Here is a 16,630-nt window from a genome sequence, read left to right on the forward strand (position 1 = left end):
GGCGAGATCGTGGCCTCCCGTGCGGAGGCTGAGACGCCTAAGGGGGCAAACATGGACGGCCACCACATGTCGGACGTCCGGCGCAGCGGACTCGTCTGGCAGAAGAGCCGGCGGAGCAACCCGTCCGGGAACTGCGTCGAGATGGCCGAGCTCCCCACCGGGGAGATCGCCGTGCGCAACTCCCGGGACCCCGAAGGGGCGATCCTCGTCTACACGCGCGAGGAGGTCGAGGCGTTCGTAGGGGGAGCCAAGGACGGCGACTTCGACCACATGCTCCTCTGACGAACCACAAACCGAACGGCATTCCATTCCGCGGTCCGGGCGGGTAGCGTGCGGCCATGCACCTGGGGCAGATCGCGGCTCAGACACCCGACAAGCCCGCCGTGATCATGGCGGGCTCCGGACGGAGCATCACCTTCCGGGAACTGAACGAGGAGTCCAACCGGCTCGCGCAGCTGCTCCGCGCGGAGGGGCTGCGCCCGGGGGACCACATCGCGTTCATGCTGGAGAACCATCCGCTCTACCTGGCCATCGCCTGGGCCGCCCAGCGGTCGGGGCTCTACTACACCGCCATCAGCTCGCGGCTCCAGCCCGGGGAGCTCGCCTACATCGTGGAGAACTGCGAGGCCAAGGTCTTCATCACCGGTGCGTCGATGGAGACGGCCGCGCGGTCCGCGCCGGACGTGCCGCTGCGCCTCATGCTCGGCGGCACGGCCCCCGGCTACGAGTCCTACGAGGAGCGCGTCGGCCGGTACCCCTCCACCCCGATCGAGGACGAGTGCGAAGGCATGGACATGCTCTACTCGTCCGGCACCACCGGCCGCCCCAAGGGAGTGAAACCGCCTCTGTCCAAGGCGTCCATGGGCGAGGCCGGGCCGCTCTACATGCTGATCTCGCACCTGTTCTCGGCCGACGCCGACTCGGTCTATCTGTGCCCGGCGCCGCTCTATCACGCGGCCCCGCTGCGGTACTCGCTCGTCTTCCACCGGCTCGGCGCCACCGTCGTGGTGATGGAGAAGTTCGACCCCGAGCAGGCCCTCGCGGCCATCGAGAAGTACCGCGCCACCCACAGCCAGTGGGTGCCGACCATGTTCATCCGGATGCTCAAGCTCCCGGAGGAGACCCGCGCCCGCTACGACATGTCGTCGCTGACCTGCGCCGTGCACGCCGCCGCGCCCTGCCCGGTCCCGGTGAAGGAACAGATGATCGGCTGGTGGGGGCCGATCCTGCACGAGTACTACGCCGGCACCGAGGGCAACTGCTTCGTCTACACCAACACCGAGGACTGGCTCGCCCACAAGGGCACCGTCGGACGTCCCATCCTGGGTGAGGTCCACGTCTGCGACGAGGACGGCCGGGAGCTGCCGCCCGGGGAGCCTGGAACGCTCTATTTCGGCAACGGCCCCACGTTCGAATACCACGCCGACGAGGCCGGGACCGCCGCGTCCCGCGACCCGCGGGGGCGCGGCTGGACGACCCTCGGCGACGTCGGATACGTGGACGAGGACGGCTTCCTGCACCTCACCGACCGCCGCGCCTACATGATCATCAGCGGCGGGGTGAACATCTACCCGCAGGAGGCCGAGAACGTCCTCGCGGTGCACCCGAAGGTCGCCGACGTGGCGGTGTTCGGCGTCCCGGACGCCGAGATGGGCGAGGCGGTGAAGGCCGTCGTCCAGCCGCTGTCCATGGACGACGCGGGCCCCGAGCTTGCGGCCGAGCTGATCGCGTACTGCCGCGACCGCCTCGCGCACTACAAGTGCCCGCGGACGGTCGACTTCCGTCCCGAACTGCCCCGGCATCCCACCGGGAAGCTCTACAAGCGGCTCCTGAAGGACGAGTACCGGGCCGGCGAGCGCCCTGCGACGGCCTGAGAGCCCCCTGAAAGGGAAAACCCCGGCCCGGGGACCTTCGGAACCCGGCCGGGGTCTGGAACGCACCAGAAGCGTCCTCAGTGAGCCCTTACCTCTTCGCGGAGAGACTCAGTGCATCGGCATCGGCGCGTCGGCCGCCGTGGTCTCCGGCTTCTTGCGCGGCAGCAGCAGCGCCGGCAGGAACGCCAGGAGCAGCAGCCCGGCCGAGTACCAGTAGGTGTGCTGGAACGCGTTCGCCATCGGCCCGGCGATCACCTTCATGATCTCCGGCGGGATCTTCTCCGCGCTGCCGATGCCGCCACCGGCGCCGCCGCCCAGCCCGCTGAGCTCGGCCGTGAGCCGGTTCGCCAGCAGGACCGAGATCATCGCGGTGCCGATGGACGCCGACACCTGCTGGATGATGTTCAGCATCGTGCTCGCGCGCGGCACCTCGTCGTGGACGAGCGTCTGGATCGCGGCCGCCATGGTCGGCATCATCGTCATGCCCATGCCGAGACCCATCACGAACAGCGCCCCGCCGAGCGCCCAGTAGGACGTGTCCGCCTCCAGGACCGCGGCGAACCCGGACACCGACAGCACCACGATGACCATGCCGACCAGCACGACCCGTCCGGGCCCGATCCGGTCGGTCAGCTTGCCGCCGATCGGCATCGTGACCATCGCGCCGAGCCCCTGCGGGGCCAGCAGCAGGCCGGACTGCAGCGCGCCCTCGCCGCGCACCGTCTGGTAGTACAGCGGCAGCAGCAGCATCGCGCCCATGAACGCGATCATGAACAGCACCATCGTCCCGGACGCGGCCGCGACCGAGCGGCGCTTGAGCAGCCGCAGGTCGATCAGCGGGTTCTTCGCCTTCAGCGCCCGGACCACGAACCCGAGCACCAGCACGGCGCCGGCCGCCCAGAAGACCAGCGCCTCGGTCTTCAGGAAGTCCTTGAGCTCGGCGCCCTTGGCTATGCCGTAGATCAGCGAGGCCAGGCCGGGGGAGAGCAGGATCAACCCGATCAAGTCGAGCCGTTCCGCCGGCTTCGGCTCGTCCCGCTTGAGGATCCGCGCCGCCATCAGCAGCGCCACGATGCCGATCGGCAGGTTGATGAAGAAGATCCAGCGCCACGACACGTCGTCGACGAGATAACCGCCGATGATCGGGCCGAGGATCGGGCCGAGCAGCATCGGCACGCCGACGATGCTCATCACCTGGCCGACCCGCTGCGGCCCCGCCGCCTGGGTCAGGATCGTCATGCCGGCCGGCATGATCATGCCGCCGCCGAGGCCCTGGAGCACCCGGAACGCGATCAGCGACTCGGCCGACCAGGCGACCCCCGCCAGCATCGAGCCGATCACGAACAGCCCGATCGAGATCATGTACAGGCGCTTGGTGCCGAACCTCGCCGAGGCCCAGCCGGTGATCGGGATCACCGTGGCCAGCGCCAGGGTGTAGCCGGTGGCGACCCACTGGATCGTCGCCAGCGAGGTCTTGAACTCCTTCGCGAGGTCGTTGATGGCGACGTTCACGACGGTCACGTCCAGGATGGACATGATCGCGCCGAGGACGACGACCATGGCCACCGCGAGCACACCGCGGTCGAGACCGCCGCCTGCCTCGGGTTCCTTCAACGAACCGTCCGCCGTCTGCGCAGATGCGGGAGCGGTCAACTCTTTTCCAATCGTCAGGGCCCGCATGCAGGCGTGCAGGACCGTGGTCAGGTCAGGTCTTCAGGGAGTACGTCGCAAAATACTGCAGCGACTGACACTTTCGCGAACCGTTAAACTTCGCGCGCTCCGGGAGTATTCCAGCGGGGTCCGACAGAACCGCCCTGCTCCTCCCCGTCCACCCTGCGGACGCACCCGCACCCGAGGCCAACGAGATGTGACGCACGCGACACCGAACCCCTCCCTTCACGAGTCACGGGGGTAGACCACGCCCCCACCCCGAACTCATCGCACCAGGGAAGGAAAAATCTCTCCGCAGCCGCTTGTGGGGCCACTGGCCCCTGTCGGCGGTCGATCCGGCGGCTCCGCTCGGACCTGGGGGCCGGGGTGATCGACCCACGTGATCGGGCCTTTGATGACGTCGGGATCACGGATCGCGACATGTCCGTCGTCCCGTGTGATGCCGTCGACCTCGCTCACGCCACCCGATCCGCTCGGCCGGTCATCGCCGTCGGCCGTGATCAGAGTGGTCAGCCCCTGGTCGGCCGGGCCGTGCGGGCGACGGCCCGGCGTTCGGCCTCTTCGCGTTCGGCGGCCTCCCGCTCGGCGGCCGCGCGCCTGTCGTAGGCGGCGCGCGCCGCGGCGATGGCGTTCTGGTGCTCCTCGGTCCAGACGACCAGGGCGCGGATGGTGCTGTGCAGGGTCACGCCCATCGGCGTCAGCTCGTAGTCCACCCGCGGCGGGACGGTCGGATGTACCGTCCGGCTCACCAGCCCATCGCGCTCCAGGTGCCGCAGCGTGCGGGTCAGCATTCGCTGGCTGACCCCGTCGATCGCGCGGCGCAGCTCGGTGAAGCGCAGGCTCCGCTTGTCGAGCAGTGCGATCACCAGGAGCGACCACTTGTCGGCGACGCGGTCGAGGATCTGCCGCACCTCGCAGTCCGCGCGCTGGTCCCACTGGAGAACGTCGTCGTCGATGCCGGTATCCCCGCAGTAACCGAGGGACTCGAAAGTGCCGTCTTCCATGGTCACCGATGGTGCCTGACGATGCTGCCAGTTACAAGAGGGAACTGGCAGGCGCTCGGGGAACCACTCCGGGCCGGTTCCCGGAGGAGATGGGGTCAGACTCCGATGTCCAATTCCGTCAGCGGATCCGGCGCCGCCGGCCACCCCGCCCGAATGACAGGGCGCGCGTGGGGCGTACTGCTGGTGCTTTGCGGCGCGATCTTCCTGGAGGGGATCGACGTGGCGATGCTGAACGTGGCACTGCCGTCGATCCGCGCCGACCTGGGCCTGTCCACCGGGATGCTCAGCGGCGTGGTCAGCGCCTACGTGCTCGGCTACGGCGGGTTCATGCTGCTGGGCGGGCGTGCCGCCGACCTGCTGGGGCACCGGCGGATGTTCGTCCTGTGGCTGGCCGTCTTCCTGGCTTTCTCCGGGCTCGGCGGGTTCGCCACCGAAGGCTGGATGCTGTTGGCCGCACGATTCGTCACGGGGGTCGCGGCCGCGTTCATGGCGCCCGCCGGCTTGGCGCTGGTCACGTCCAACTTTCCCGAGGGGCCCGTGCGTACCAAGGCGCTCGGCGTGTACGCGGGGACGGCAGCGGGCGGATTCTCGCTCGGCCTGGTCGCCGGCGGCGTGCTCACGTCGTTCGGCTGGCGGTGGGTGTTCTTCGCGCCGGTCATCCTGTCGATGGTGATCCTGACGGCGGCGCTGGTCCTCGTCCGCGACACCGGTGGCGAGCGGCCCTCAGACGGCTTCGATCTGGCGGGGGCGTTCGCCATCACAGGGGCCATGTTGCTGCTGGTGTACGGGGTGGTCCGGTTGGAGCACCCGGGCGACGGCCCCGGCCTGACCGGCGGCGTGTTCGCCGCGGGGCTGGCACTACTGGGGCTGTTCGTCGCGGTCGAGCGGCGGTCGTCATCGCCCCTGGTGCGGCTGGGCATCCTGCGCACCGCGCCGCTGGTACGAGTGAACGTGGGGGCGCTGCTGTTCCTGTTCGCGTTCGCGGGCTTCCAGTTCCTGGCCACCCTGTACTTCCAGGAGCTACGCGGCTGGAACACGATGCAGACCGGCCTGGCCATGCTCGTGATCGGGATTGACACGGTGCTCGCGCCCACGCTGACGCCGCGCCTGGTGAACCGCTTCGGCAACCCCCGGGTGCTGTTCGGCGGCATCGTGGTCGCGGCGGTCGGGTACGCGCTGTTCCTGCCCGTTGGAATGGACTGGACCTACGCCGCCATGCTTCCGGCGCTGCTCCTGCTCGGCCTGGCCTTCTCGCTGGCGTACGGCCCGCTGACCATGGCCGCGACCGAGGGTGTCGACGAGGACGAGCACGGCCTGGCAGGCGGCCTGCTCTACACGGCCATGCAGTTCGGCACGGCGCTTGGGCTGTCGGCCGTCACCGCCGCCAGCGTCGCCGCCGGGTCGGGGCTGGACGCGCTGCGGACCGCGCTGGTCGTCCCGGTGGTGGCGGCGGTGCTCGGCGCGGTCGTCATCGCGTTCGGCCTCCGCACCCCCCGTGCGGCCTCAGGACCGGCTCAGAGCGCCCTGGCCGAGTCGGCCACGACCACCGTCTGAGCAGAGCACGTACAGGAGGGAGAGAGAGTTGGCCGCGCACGTGACCTCGTTCACCGAGATCAAGAACCAGTTCGACGCCTACATCGGCGACATCGTGTACGCGACCATGACCACCGTCGACAAGAAGGGGCGGCCCCGCGCACGAGTGCTGATCCCGGTCTGGGAGACCCTTGAGGGCGACCCGCTGGGCTGGCTCGCCACGTACAAGACGCCGGTCAAGGCCGCCCATCTGGCGGGCAACCCGCACACCACGTTCTCCTACTGGACGCCGCGGCAGAACGCGGTGAGCATCGATGCCGTCGCCGCCTGGGCCGACGACCTGGAGACCAAGCGCCATGTGTGGGAGCTTTACCGGCGTACGAGCCCGAAGGGGGCCGGGTACGACCTGGGCAACTTCTGGCGCGGCGGGCTCGGCGACCCAGAGCTGCACCTCCTACGGCTGGAGCCTTGGCGCGTCCAGGTGATCAGAGGAGCCGACCTGCGCAGCACGATCTGGTACGCCGAGGGAGAACGCTGACGAACTCCCTCACCGGGCGTTTGATCCCGCGGAGCCAGCCGGAGATCAGCCATGAGGTGCTGGGGGAGTGTTCGGGACTTCCAGGGCGTGGGGTTGAATCGCCCTGGCGCGGGAGGTGGACTGCTCGCACGAGGACATCGCGACCTGCCCGAACTGCCAGGCCCACCTTGCGGAACTGGTGGACGTTCAGGACTCGGTGTAGACGCCCGGCGGGGATGGCGTGCTCGCGAGCGAGCCGATCAGTCCGTGCCGGTCGTCGCCAGCAACCTGCACGCGCGCCATCGCCGGATGGACCGCACCGCGATCGAAACCGCCATCCGCACACGCTTCGCCGGAAGCTGCGCTGCTGCCCCACCGCGCCGGACACCTCGCCAAAGCCATCCACACCCTGCAACTCCGCGAGACCCCGCCACGCTGAAAAAGACTCAGTGTTGGTGCTGGGACAGTCCGTGTGGGCGTCGCTGCTCGCGGGCATCAAGGGCGGCTCGCTCGGCCGCACTGCCTGACGCCAGGGTCTCGGGGGACGGTGTGGACGCGGCCGCCCGAAATACGTTTGTCCGGTGTTCCGGTGCGGCATTACCGTGCCGCGGTGGATCTCTTCTCGCGCTCTTGGACGGCGTTGCTCGCGGCGGTCGCCGATGTCGCGGACGAGGACTTCGAGCGGCCGTCCGGCTGTACCGGCTGGCTCGTACGGGACCTGGTGTGCCACCTGGTCATCGACGCCCAGGACGTCCTGATCACCCTCGTCACGCCCGCCGAGACCGAACCGACCGTGGACGCGGTCACCTACTGGAAGCTCGTGGAACCCCCGACCGGCGAGGACCCGCTCGACGCGCTGATCCCCCGGCTGGCCGCCGCGTACGGCGAGCCGCGGCTGCTCAAGTTCCATCTGGACGACGTCGGTTCCGCCGCGGGCCGCGCCGCCGTGCTCGCCGATCCCGCCGCCCGTGTCAGCACCCAGGACATGGTGCTGACCGCCGGTGACTACCTGTCCGCGTACGTGCTCGAATGGACCCTGCACCATCTCGACCTGATCGCGTATCTGCCGTCCGCCGCCGAGCCGCCCGCCGAGACCCTCGCGGCGGCGCGGGCGTCCCTGGAGAAGATCGCCGGGACTCCGTTCCCCGCCTCGTTCTCCGACAAGGACGCGCTGCTGATCGGCACCGGACGCCGTGCGCCCACCGATGCGGAGCAGGCCGCGCTCGGCGGTCTCGCCGCGAAGCTCCCGCTCGTCCTCGGCTGAGCGGTCCGCTCTCCTTTGCCGTCGCGGGTGCGTCGAACTCCGCCATGGTGCGCGGCGTCTTAATGATCATGCGTGATCTGGAATGGGAAGGGGCGCTGAACGTCCGGGATCTGGGCGGGCTGCGGACGGGCGATGGGCGGGCGGTCCGGCCGGGGGCGGTCGTGCGGTCGGGGATGCTCGACCGGTTGACCCCGCGAGGGTGGGACGAGCTGATCGGGTACGGGATCCGCACGGTCGTCGACCTGCGCAACGAGGAGGAGCGGACCGTCCTGCCGCCGGACCCGCTGACCTGCGTCCACGCCCCGCTGGACGACACCGCCGACACCGCGATGTGGGAGCTGATCTGGGGCCGGGACCTCGACGGGACGCCGCTGTACTACCCGGTCTTCCTGGAGCGGAAGGCCGAGCGGTGCGCCGCGGCGGTCAGGGCGGTGGCGCAGGCCGAGCCGGGAGGCGTGCTCGTCCACTGCGGGGCCGGGCGCGACCGGACGGGACTCGTCAGCATGCTGCTGCTCATGCTCGCCGGTGTGCTCCACGACGAGATCATCGCCGACTACGAGATCAGCAACCCGCGCATAGCGATGGTGTACCCGGAGTACTGCTCACTGGAAATCCTGGAGCGGCACGGCACCACCGAGCGGGAGGCTCTGCTCGCCGTTCTCAACTCGCTGGACGCCGTCTCCTATCTGGGTGGGGCCGGTCTTACGGCGAGCGAGGCCGAGGCTGTGCGGGATCGGTTGCTCCAAGGGGGCGTTACCCACACCTGATAGCGGTGGCCACCGCGGTAGTGTAAGCCATAGTGAATTCGCCGCCCATCGTGTCGATGGCCGTGCCCATGGCCGCCAGGACGTGTTGCTGCTTGTCCGGCGGAAGCTGGCTGTGGCCGCCGAACGTGGGCACCTGGTCCAGCCACTCGGCGCGGGTGTAGTGGCGTTCCCAGGGGAATCGCCACTGTTCCGGGTCCTCGAAGGCGCCTGCCCGGCGTATGCCGTCGGACGCTCGGGCGCACATGAGCTCGTACGCCTCCGGGCCGGGCAAGCCCCGCTGGAAGATGGGGGAGTCGGGCACGGCCTCGCGATACGCGGCGAGGGTGGCCTCCGCCAGTTCGGGCGGGAGCTGGAACGCGTTCCAGAACACCGCCAGGCGTCCGCCCGGGCGCAGCGCCTCCGCCGCCTTGGCCGCGCCGGCGACTGGGTCGATCCAGTGCCAGGACTGCCCGGCGATGACGGTGTCGAACGTCCGTCCGGCCGGGTCCCAGGCTTCGAACGTCGACACCTCGGTCTCGACGCCGCCGTGCCGGGCCAGGTCGGCCATGCGCGCGTCGGGGTCGACGCCGAGCACCCGGCAGCCGGCCGCCTGGAACGGGCGGGCCGTGATGCCGGTTCCGCAGCCGGCGTCGAGGACGGCGGTACCGGCGGCGGCGAGCCGCTTCACCAGGGCGCCGGGGTAGGCGGGCCGGGTGCGGTCGTAGCGTTCGGCGTCGGCGCCGAACGACTCGGCCACCTGGCGCGCCCGATGAGGCTCATTCGGTAAAGTGGGCATGTGCCCATTTTAGTGGGCGCTTGCCCACTTGTCCAGGAGAGGATGCACGGTGCCGACAGGGGTGGCCCTTCGCGATGTGCGCGAGCAACTGTTCGACGCGGCCGAGCGCGTCCTGCTCCGGGACGGACCCAGCGCGCTGACCAGCCGGGCGGTCACCACGGAGGCGGGCGTCGCCAAGGGGGTGCTGCACCGGCACTTCGCCGATTTCGACGCCTTTCTCGCCGAGTTCGTCCGCGACCGCGTCGGCCGGATGGATCCGCAGGTCGCGGCCCTGCGCGAGTCCGCGGGGACGGGGACGGTCGCCGGCAACCTCACCGACGCGCTGATCGGCCTGTTCGGGTCGGCCGCCGTCGCGATCGTCGCGCTCATCACCTTCCGGGACGAGTTGCGCGCCCGGCTGCGGCACACCTGGCCCGCCGGCGTCCCGGTCCTGACGGAGGCGGTGACCATGATCGAGGGCTATCTCGGCGCCGAGCGCGAACTGGGCCGCATCGCCTCCGACGCCGAGGTCGAGATGCTCGCTCCGACATTGATCGGAACCGCCCACCTGCTGTTCGCCGACCGGACCGGACCGGCGCCCGAGCGCGACTCCGTCCGCAAGATGGTGACGACGGTCCTCGCCGGGGCCGTCCGATGAAGCGCGAGCGTCTTCCCGCGCGCTCCGGGGCGGCCTATCGCGCGGCGGGGCGTGTGCGTTCCGCGTGCTGCGTGCCGGGGTGTCCGCCGGTCAGGCGGGCGTAGACGTCGCCGGAGCGGCCGCGTGGGCGGATGCGCTCCAGCCCCCGCCTCAGCTCGGACGCGTCGAGCCACCGGGGGCTCGCCAGCCGCATCGTCTCGACGGGGGAGTAGTTGTACTCGTACGCGCCGAGCCCGTCCACGATGCGCAGTGCCTCCATGGACGCGTCGTGCGCCGACGGGACGTACTCGAACGACAGGGCGGGAACCGGGTGGGAAAGCCCCGCGAGGACGTCCGCCTCGAAGCCCTCGACGTCGATCTTGCAGAAGGCGGGCATGCCGTGGGCCGCGATGAGGTCGTCCAGCGTGGTCACCTCGACCTCGGCGGAGCGGTCCCAGCGGACGCGGGCGAAGCCGCGGTCCGCCGTCACCGACTCGATCCAGCCGGGCGACATCGAGGACACCGTCGGCGTCGCGCTGGACAGCGCCAGCCGCGCCGTGCCCGGCTCCGCCCCGGCGGCACCCGGCACGATGGCGACGTCCCGGTCGCGGCCGAAGAGGAGCCGCAGGACGCGCAGGCAGTCGGGCTGCGGCTCGACCGCGACCACGCGCGCCCCCAGATGCCGCCACACGCGCACCCGGCCGCCCACGTGCGCGCCGATGTCGAACGCGACGTCGCCGGGCCCGAGGAACTCGCCGTAAAGGCGCAGCGCACGCCGGTGCTTGCCCGGGATTCCGTGGTACATGACCAGCGACCGGGCGATCCCGTAGGCGCGCGACAGCATGACCCGACCTTAGCGCGCCGCCCGGCGGCCGCCGTGCGTCCGGGCGGCGCGCAGGTCCGCCGGCGTCAGGACGGCGGCAGGCCGAGGGCGCGGGCGATCAGCATGCGCTGGACCTCGGAGGTGCCTTCGCCCACTTCGAGGATCTTCGCGTCGCGGTAGAAGCGGCCGACGGCGTACTCGTTCATGAAGCCGTAGCCGCCGAAGATCTGCGTGGCGTCGCGGGAGTTGTCCATCGCGGCGTTGGAGGCGACCAGCTTCGCGATCGCCGCCTCCTTCTTGAACGGCTCGCCGCGCAGCATCTTCGCCGCCGCCGCGTAGTAGGCGAGGCGGGCGGTGTGCGCGCGCATCTCCATGTCCGCGACCTTGAACTGGATGGCCTGGTAGCGGCCGATCTCCTTGCCGAACGCCTCCCGCTCCCGCACGTAGCGGAGGCTCTCGTCCACGCAGCCCTGGGCGAGGCCGACCGACAGGGCGGCGATCGCGATGCGCCCCTCGTCCAGGATGCGGAGGAACTGTGCGTAACCCCGGCCGCGCTCGCCGACCAGGTTCTCGGCCGGGACCCGCACGTCGTCGAACGACAGCTCGCGCGTGTCGGAGGCCGACCAGCCGACCTTGGAGTACTTGCGGCCGACCGTGAAGCCGGGGGTGCCGTTCGGGACGATGATCGTGGAGATCTCGTTCTCGCCGGTGAACGCGGTGACGGTGACGAACGCGGTGATGTCGGTGCCGGAGTTGGTGATGAACGCCTTCGACCCGTTGATCACCCAGGAGTCGCCGTCCAGCCGGGCGGTGGTGCGCATGCCGCCGGGCACGTCCGACCCGCCGCCCGGTTCGGTCAGCCCGAACCCGGCCAGCCTCTCCCCGGAGGTGAGCTGCGGCAGCCAGCGCTTCTTCTGCTCGGCCGACCCGAACCGGTAGATCGGCATCGCGCCCAGCGAGACACCGGCCTCCAGCGTGATCGCGACGGACGAGTCGACGCGGGCCAGCTCCTCCAGGGCCAGGCAGAGCGCGAAGTAGTCGCCGCCCATGCCGCCGTGCTCCTCGGGGAACGGGAGCCCGAACAGCCCCATCTCGCCCATCGCGGCGACGATCTCGTAGGGGAACTCGCCGCGCTCGTACAGGTCCCCGATCACCGGCGCGACCGTCTCGCGGGCGAACCGCTCGACCGTGCGCCGCAGCTCCTCCTGCTCGTCGCTGAGCGTGAAGTCGATCATTGGGGCTACTCCGATTCCGGTGAGAGGGCCTGGACTACGCGGGACGGGCTGGGGCGGCCGAGGCGGCCGGCCATCCAGCGGCTGGTGGCGGCGAGCCTGCCGAGGTCGACGCCGGTGTCGATGCCGAGGCCGTCCAGCATCCAGACGAGGTCCTCGGTGGCCAGGTTGCCGGTGGCGCTCTCGGCGTACGGGCAGCCGCCGAGGCCGCCCGCGGACGCGTCCACCACGGTGACGCCGGCCTGCAGCGCGGCGAGCGTGTTGGCGAGGGCCTGCCCGTAGGTGTCGTGGAAGTGGACGGCGAGCCGCTCGGTGCCGATGCCCGCCTCGCCCAGCGCCTGGATGAGGGCGGTGACCTGGCCGGGCGTGCCCACGCCGATGGTGTCGCCAAGGCTGAGCTGGGAGCAGCCCATGTCCATCATGCGGGACGCCACGGACACGACCTGCGCGATGGGAACGTCGCCCTCCCACGGGTCACCGCACACCATGGAGACGTAGGCGCGCACCCAGAGGCCCTCGGCGCGCGCGCGTTCCACGACCGGGGCGAACATCGCGAGGGACTCGTCCACGGTGCGGTTGAGGTTGCGGCGGGCGAACGTCTCGGTCGCGCTGCCGAAGACGGCGATCTCGGTGACGCCGTTGGAGAGCGCCCGCTCCAGGCCCCGCTCGTTCGGGACGAGGACGGGATAACGCAACTGCGGCGAACGCGGCAGGATGTCCAGGAGGTCCTCGGCGTCGGCGAGCTGCGGCACCCACTTCGGATGGACGAAGCTGGTCGTCTCGATCGTGCGCAGCCCCGCGTCCGCCAGCCGGGTCACGAACTCGGACTTGACCTCGGCGGGGACGACCGCCTTCTCGTTCTGCAGCCCGTCCCGCGGCCCGACCTCGTAGATCGTGACCCGCCCGGGAAGACCGGAGAGGGGTACCCGCATCGTCATGCCTCCTCGATGACGGCCAGCACCGCGTCGAGGGCGACCTGCGCGCCCGCGCGGACCGGCAGCTTCGCCACGACGCCGGCGAGCGGCGCGGTGACGGTGTGCTCCATCTTCATCGCCTCGACGACCACGAGCGGCTGCCCGGCCTCGACCCGGTCGCCCTCGGCCGCCTTGACGGCCAGGACCGTCCCCGGCATCGGGCTGCGCAGCACGCCGTCGCCGGCGGCGCCCGACGCGGCGCCGCCCTCGGCGCGGACGTGCTCGCTCAGCGCCCACGCGTGCCCGTCGCGGCCGAGCCACAGCGTGTCGCCGTCGCGGGCGGCCTCGAACGAGGTCGTCCTTCCAGCGTAGGTGAGCGTGAACGGGCCGCTCAGCGCCGCGGCGACCGGCGCGCCGTCGCCGACCGCGACGCGCGCGGACGCGGCGCGGCCCTGGACGCGGACCTCCACCGGGTCGCCGCCGGACGGGGTGATGATCCACGGCGTCCAGGCGTGGGCGCCGGGACGCCAGCCGTCCGGGACGTCCCACGGGTCGTCGCCGGATTCGAGCGCCCGCATCCGTTCCAGCGCGGCGGCGGCCAGCACCTCGGGCGGCACGGACGCGCCCGCGACCAGCTCGTCCAGGACGCGTTCGACCAGGCCCGTGTCCAGCTCGCCCGCCACCACGGACGGGTGCCGCAGCAGCGCGCGCAGGAACGCGACGTTCGTCGGGACGCCCAGCAGCGTGTACCCGGCGAGCGCCCGGTCCAGGCGGTGCAGGGCCTCGGCGCGGTCCGCGCCGTGGACGATCACCTTGGCCAGCATCGGGTCGTAGGAGCCGCCGACCTCGGTGCCGACGTCGAGCCCCGAGTCGACCCGCGCGGCGGGCTCGCTCAGCGCCAGCACGCGTCCGCCCGTGGGCAGGAAACCGCGCGCGGGATCTTCGGCGTAGACGCGGGCCTCGATGGAGTGGCCGTCCAGCGCCACGTCGTCCCGCGTGACCGGCAGCGGCTCCCCCGCGGCCACCCGGAGCTGGAGTTCGACCAGGTCAAGGCCCGTGACCAGTTCGGTGACCGGGTGCTCGACCTGGAGCCGGGTGTTCATCTCCATGAAGTAGAACTCGTCCGGCCGGTCGGCGGAGACGATGTACTCGACCGTCCCGGCGCCCGTGTACCCGACGGCCCGGGCCACGGCGACGGCGGCGGCGCCCATCCGCTCGCGGGCCGCGGCGTCCAGCAGCGGGGACGGCGCCTCCTCGATGATCTTCTGGTGCCGGCGCTGCAGGCTGCATTCGCGTTCGCCCAGGTGGACGGCGTTGCCGTGGGTGTCGGCGAAGACCTGGATCTCGATGTGCCGGGGGTTTTCCACGAACCGCTCGGCGAGCAGCGTGTCGTCGCCGAAGGAGCCGCGCGCCTCCCGGCGGGCGGACGCGATGGCCCCGGCGAGATCGGCCGGGTCCCGGACGAGCCGCATGCCCTTCCCGCCGCCCCCGGCGGACGGCTTGAGCAGCACCGGCAGCCCGATCTCCAGTGCGGCGGCCTCCAGTTCGGCGTCGGACAGCCCGGGTTCGTCCCGCCCGGGAACGACCGGGACACCGGCCGCGGCGACGGTCCGCTTCGCGCGGATCTTGTCGCCCATCGCCTCGATCGCCTCGGCCGGCGGGCCGATGAACGTCAGCCCGGCCTCGCCGCACGCCCGCGCGAACGCGGTGTTCTCGGCGAGGAACCCGTACCCGGGATGGACGGCCGACGCCCCGCAGGCGCGCGCCGCCGCGATCACCGCCTCGATGTCCAGATACGACGGAATCCACAGGGCCTCGTCCGCCTCCCGGACATGCCGGGCCAGGGCGTCGGCATCGGTGTGGACCGCCGCGGACCGGACGCCGAGCCGCCGCAGGGTCCGGAACACCCGGACGGCGATCTCCCCGCGGTTGGCGACCAGCACGCTGTCGAACATCAACACCCTCACATCCGGAAGACGCCGTAGCCGACCGGCTCCAGCGGTGCGTTGGCGGCCACCGACAGCCCGAGACCCAGCACGCGCCGGGTGTCGAGCGGGTCGATCACTCCGTCGTCCCACAGCCGCGCCGTCGAGTAGTACGGATTGCCCTGCGCCTCGTACTGCTCGCGGATCGGCGCCTTGAACCGCTCCTCGTCCCCGGCGGGCCACCGCTCGCCGCGCGCCTCCACCTGGTCGCGGCGCACGGTCGCAAGGACGCTCGCGGCCTGCTCGCCGCCCATGACCGAGATCCGGGCGTTCGGCCACATCCACAGGAAGCGCGGCGAGTACGCCCGCCCGCACATCGCGTAGTTGCCCGCGCCGAACGAGCCGCCGATCACGACGGTGAACTTGGGGACGCGGGCGCACGCGACGGCGGTGACCATCTTCGCGCCGTGCTTGGCGATGCCGCCCGCCTCGTACTCGCGTCCGACCATGAACCCGGTGATGTTCTGCAGGAACACCAGCGGGACGCTGCGCCGGTCGCACAGCTCGATGAAGTGCGCGCCCTTCTGCGCCGACTCGCCGAACAGGATGCCGTTGTTCGCGACGATCCCGACCGGGTGCCCGTGGATGCGGGCGAACCCGGTGACGAGCGTGGCGCCGTACTCCTTCTTGAACTCCTGGAAGCGGCTGCCGTCCACGATCCGGGCGATGACCTCGCGCACGTCGTAGGGGGTGCGCGAGTCGGGCGGGACGATCCCGTACAGCTCGGACGGATCGGCGGCCGGTTCCCCGGCCGGGACGACGTCCCACGGGCGCGGCTCACGCGGCCCCAGCGTGGCGACGATGTCGCGGACGATCCGCAGCGCGTGCGCGTCGTCCTCAGCCAGATGGTCGGTCACGCCGGAGGTGCGGGAGTGCAGCTCGCCGCCGCCCAGCTCCTCGGCCGTGACGACCTCCCCGGTCGCGGCCTTCACCAGCGGCGGCCCGCCGAGGAAGATCGTGCCCTGGTCGCGGACGATGACGGCCTCGTCGCTCATCGCCGGGACGTAGGCGCCGCCCGCCGTGCACGAGCCCATCACCGCCGCGATCTGCGCGATGCCCCGCCCCGACATCGTGGCCTGGTTGTAGAAGATGCGGCCGAAGTGCTCGCGGTCGGGGAACACCTCGTCCTGCCGGGGCAGGAACGCGCCGCCGGAGTCGACCAGGTAGAGGCAGGGGAGCCGGTTGTGCAGCGCCACCTCCTGCGCCCGCAGGTGCTTCTTCACCGTGACGGGGTAGTAGGTGCCGCCCTTCACCGTCGCGTCGTTGGCGACGATGACGCATTCGCGGCCGGAGACGCGCCCGACCCCGGTGATGATTCCGGCGCCCGGGGCCTCGTCCCCGTACATGCCGTCCGCGGCCAGCGGCGACAGTTCCAGGAAGGGCGAACCGGGGTCCAAAAGCGTGTCGACCCGGTCGCGGGGAAGCAGCTTCCCCCGCGCGACATGCCGCTCGCGGGCCCGCTCCGGACCGCCGCGCCCGGCCCGGTCGATGCGGTCGCGCAGCTCCGCGACCAGGGCCTCGTTGTGCGCGGCGTTCGCCTTGAACGCCTCGCCCGCGACGTCGGCGCGGGAGCCGATCTCGGGTCCGCCCATGACCCCCCTTCCCGGTTAACGCTCATTAACAATGCCGATGTTAACGCTCGTTAACAACTCTAG

15 protein-coding genes are annotated in these 16,630 nt (G+C 71.2%); 7 read left to right on the forward strand and 8 right to left on the reverse strand.

All coding sequences use genetic code 11. The features are described from left to right. The first annotated feature begins 51 nt into the window (after positions 1-51). Both AF1_RS10860 and AF1_RS10865 read left to right on the forward strand, forming a co-directional pair. Positions 52-282, forward strand: a complete 231-nt coding sequence (locus AF1_RS10860; protein ID WP_067796025.1) for a DUF397 domain-containing protein — start codon at positions 52-54, stop codon at positions 280-282. A 56-nt stretch (positions 283-338) separates the two neighbouring features. Beyond that, the gene (locus AF1_RS10865) at positions 339-1,874 is read left to right on the forward strand and encodes an AMP-binding protein (protein WP_067796029.1); all 1,536 of its coding nucleotides are present in this window, start codon (positions 339-341) and stop codon (positions 1,872-1,874) included. Positions 1,875-1,982: 108 nt separating this feature from the next. Here AF1_RS10865 and AF1_RS10870 read toward each other — a convergent pair whose 3' ends face one another. Together AF1_RS10870 and AF1_RS10875 are read right to left on the reverse strand one after the other, a co-directional pair. Then, the gene (locus AF1_RS10870; protein WP_067796031.1) at positions 1,983-3,488 is read right to left on the reverse strand and encodes a DHA2 family efflux MFS transporter permease subunit; all 1,506 of its coding nucleotides are present in this window, start codon (positions 3,486-3,488) and stop codon (positions 1,983-1,985) included. Between the two features lie 566 nt (positions 3,489-4,054). Continuing rightward, entirely contained in the window at positions 4,055-4,549 is a 495-nt protein-coding gene (locus AF1_RS10875; RefSeq protein WP_067796036.1) for a winged helix-turn-helix transcriptional regulator, read from the reverse strand. Between the two features lie 153 nt (positions 4,550-4,702). Here AF1_RS10875 and AF1_RS10880 point away from each other — a divergent pair, with 153 nt between their 5' ends. The 4 genes from AF1_RS10880 to AF1_RS10895 all read left to right on the forward strand — a co-directional run bounded on the left by AF1_RS10880 (position 4,703) and on the right by AF1_RS10895 (position 8,630). Then, positions 4,703-6,103: an MFS transporter gene (locus tag AF1_RS10880; RefSeq protein WP_067796142.1), complete on the forward strand. Its 1,401-nt coding sequence runs from the start codon at positions 4,703-4,705 to the stop codon at positions 6,101-6,103. 28 nt (positions 6,104-6,131) lie between these two features. Then, positions 6,132-6,620 (forward strand): pyridoxamine 5'-phosphate oxidase family protein, encoded by a 489-nt coding sequence (locus AF1_RS10885; RefSeq protein ID WP_067796038.1) that lies wholly within the window; start codon positions 6,132-6,134, stop codon positions 6,618-6,620. Positions 6,621-7,209: 589 nt separating this feature from the next. Next, on the forward strand, positions 7,210-7,863 hold the full coding sequence (locus tag AF1_RS10890; RefSeq protein WP_067796145.1) for a maleylpyruvate isomerase N-terminal domain-containing protein: 654 nt from the start codon (positions 7,210-7,212) through the stop codon (positions 7,861-7,863). 68 nt (positions 7,864-7,931) lie between these two features. Next, the gene (locus AF1_RS10895) at positions 7,932-8,630 is read left to right on the forward strand and encodes a tyrosine-protein phosphatase (RefSeq protein WP_255218794.1); all 699 of its coding nucleotides are present in this window, start codon (positions 7,932-7,934) and stop codon (positions 8,628-8,630) included. Here AF1_RS10895 and AF1_RS10900 read toward each other — a convergent pair. Beyond that, positions 8,617-9,405: a class I SAM-dependent methyltransferase gene (locus tag AF1_RS10900; protein ID WP_067796042.1), complete on the reverse strand. Its 789-nt coding sequence runs from the start codon at positions 9,403-9,405 to the stop codon at positions 8,617-8,619. The two genes, AF1_RS10895 and AF1_RS10900, sit on opposite strands and share 14 nt — an antisense overlap. A 49-nt stretch (positions 9,406-9,454) precedes the next feature. On the opposite strand from AF1_RS10900, the gene AF1_RS10905 reads away from it, so the two are divergent. Beyond that, complete coding sequence (locus tag AF1_RS10905; protein ID WP_067796044.1) at positions 9,455-10,042, forward strand: TetR/AcrR family transcriptional regulator; 588 nt, start codon at positions 9,455-9,457, stop codon at positions 10,040-10,042. A gap of 34 nt (positions 10,043-10,076) precedes the next feature. On the opposite strand, the gene AF1_RS10910 is transcribed toward AF1_RS10905, so the two are convergent. From AF1_RS10910 to AF1_RS10930, 5 genes are all read right to left on the reverse strand, one after another. After that, positions 10,077-10,865, reverse strand: a complete 789-nt coding sequence (locus AF1_RS10910) for an FkbM family methyltransferase (RefSeq protein ID WP_067796048.1) — start codon at positions 10,863-10,865, stop codon at positions 10,077-10,079. A gap of 65 nt (positions 10,866-10,930) precedes the next feature. Beyond that, on the reverse strand, positions 10,931-12,079 hold the full coding sequence (locus AF1_RS10915) for an acyl-CoA dehydrogenase family protein (protein WP_067796050.1): 1,149 nt from the start codon (positions 12,077-12,079) through the stop codon (positions 10,931-10,933). Positions 12,080-12,084: 5 nt separating this feature from the next. After that, a complete protein-coding gene (locus tag AF1_RS10920) occupies positions 12,085-13,008 on the reverse strand; it encodes a hydroxymethylglutaryl-CoA lyase (protein ID WP_174548843.1) in 924 nt (307 codons plus the stop codon). Between the two features lie 2 nt (positions 13,009-13,010). Beyond that, a complete protein-coding gene (locus tag AF1_RS10925) occupies positions 13,011-14,945 on the reverse strand; it encodes an acetyl/propionyl/methylcrotonyl-CoA carboxylase subunit alpha (protein WP_067796148.1) in 1,935 nt (644 codons plus the stop codon). Positions 14,946-14,953: 8 nt separating this feature from the next. Beyond that, positions 14,954-16,567 carry a carboxyl transferase domain-containing protein gene (locus AF1_RS10930; RefSeq protein WP_067796054.1) on the reverse strand — a complete coding sequence of 538 codons (1,614 nt, stop codon included), beginning with the start codon at positions 16,565-16,567 and terminating at the stop codon, positions 14,954-14,956. Positions 16,568-16,630: the final 63 nt, after the last annotated feature.

The sequence above is a fragment of the Actinomadura formosensis NBRC 14204 genome (assembly GCF_001552155.1).
GTDB lineage: Bacteria > Actinomycetota > Actinomycetes > Streptosporangiales > Streptosporangiaceae > Spirillospora > Spirillospora formosensis.

Excerpts from the sequence above, each read along its gene's own strand:
- AF1_RS10860 (WP_067796025.1), top strand. The coding sequence starts at position 52 with ATGGACGGCCACCACATGTCGGACGTCCGGCGCAGCGGACTCGTCTGG.
- AF1_RS10865 (WP_067796029.1), top strand. The coding sequence starts at position 339 with ATGCACCTGGGGCAGATCGCGGCTCAGACACCCGACAAGCCCGCCGTG.
- AF1_RS10875 (WP_067796036.1), bottom strand. The coding sequence starts at position 4,549 with ATGGAAGACGGCACTTTCGAGTCCCTCGGTTACTGCGGGGATACCGGC.
- AF1_RS10880 (WP_067796142.1), top strand. The coding sequence starts at position 4,703 with ATGACAGGGCGCGCGTGGGGCGTACTGCTGGTGCTTTGCGGCGCGATC.
- AF1_RS10895 (WP_255218794.1), top strand. The coding sequence starts at position 7,932 with ATGCGTGATCTGGAATGGGAAGGGGCGCTGAACGTCCGGGATCTGGGC.
- AF1_RS10900 (WP_067796042.1), bottom strand. The coding sequence starts at position 9,405 with ATGCCCACTTTACCGAATGAGCCTCATCGGGCGCGCCAGGTGGCCGAG.
- AF1_RS10910 (WP_067796048.1), bottom strand. The coding sequence starts at position 10,865 with ATGCTGTCGCGCGCCTACGGGATCGCCCGGTCGCTGGTCATGTACCAC.
- AF1_RS10915 (WP_067796050.1), bottom strand. The coding sequence starts at position 12,079 with ATGATCGACTTCACGCTCAGCGACGAGCAGGAGGAGCTGCGGCGCACG.
- AF1_RS10920 (WP_174548843.1), bottom strand. The coding sequence starts at position 13,008 with ATGCGGGTACCCCTCTCCGGTCTTCCCGGGCGGGTCACGATCTACGAG.
- AF1_RS10925 (WP_067796148.1), bottom strand. The coding sequence starts at position 14,945 with ATGTTCGACAGCGTGCTGGTCGCCAACCGCGGGGAGATCGCCGTCCGG.
- AF1_RS10930 (WP_067796054.1), bottom strand. The coding sequence starts at position 16,567 with ATGGGCGGACCCGAGATCGGCTCCCGCGCCGACGTCGCGGGCGAGGCG.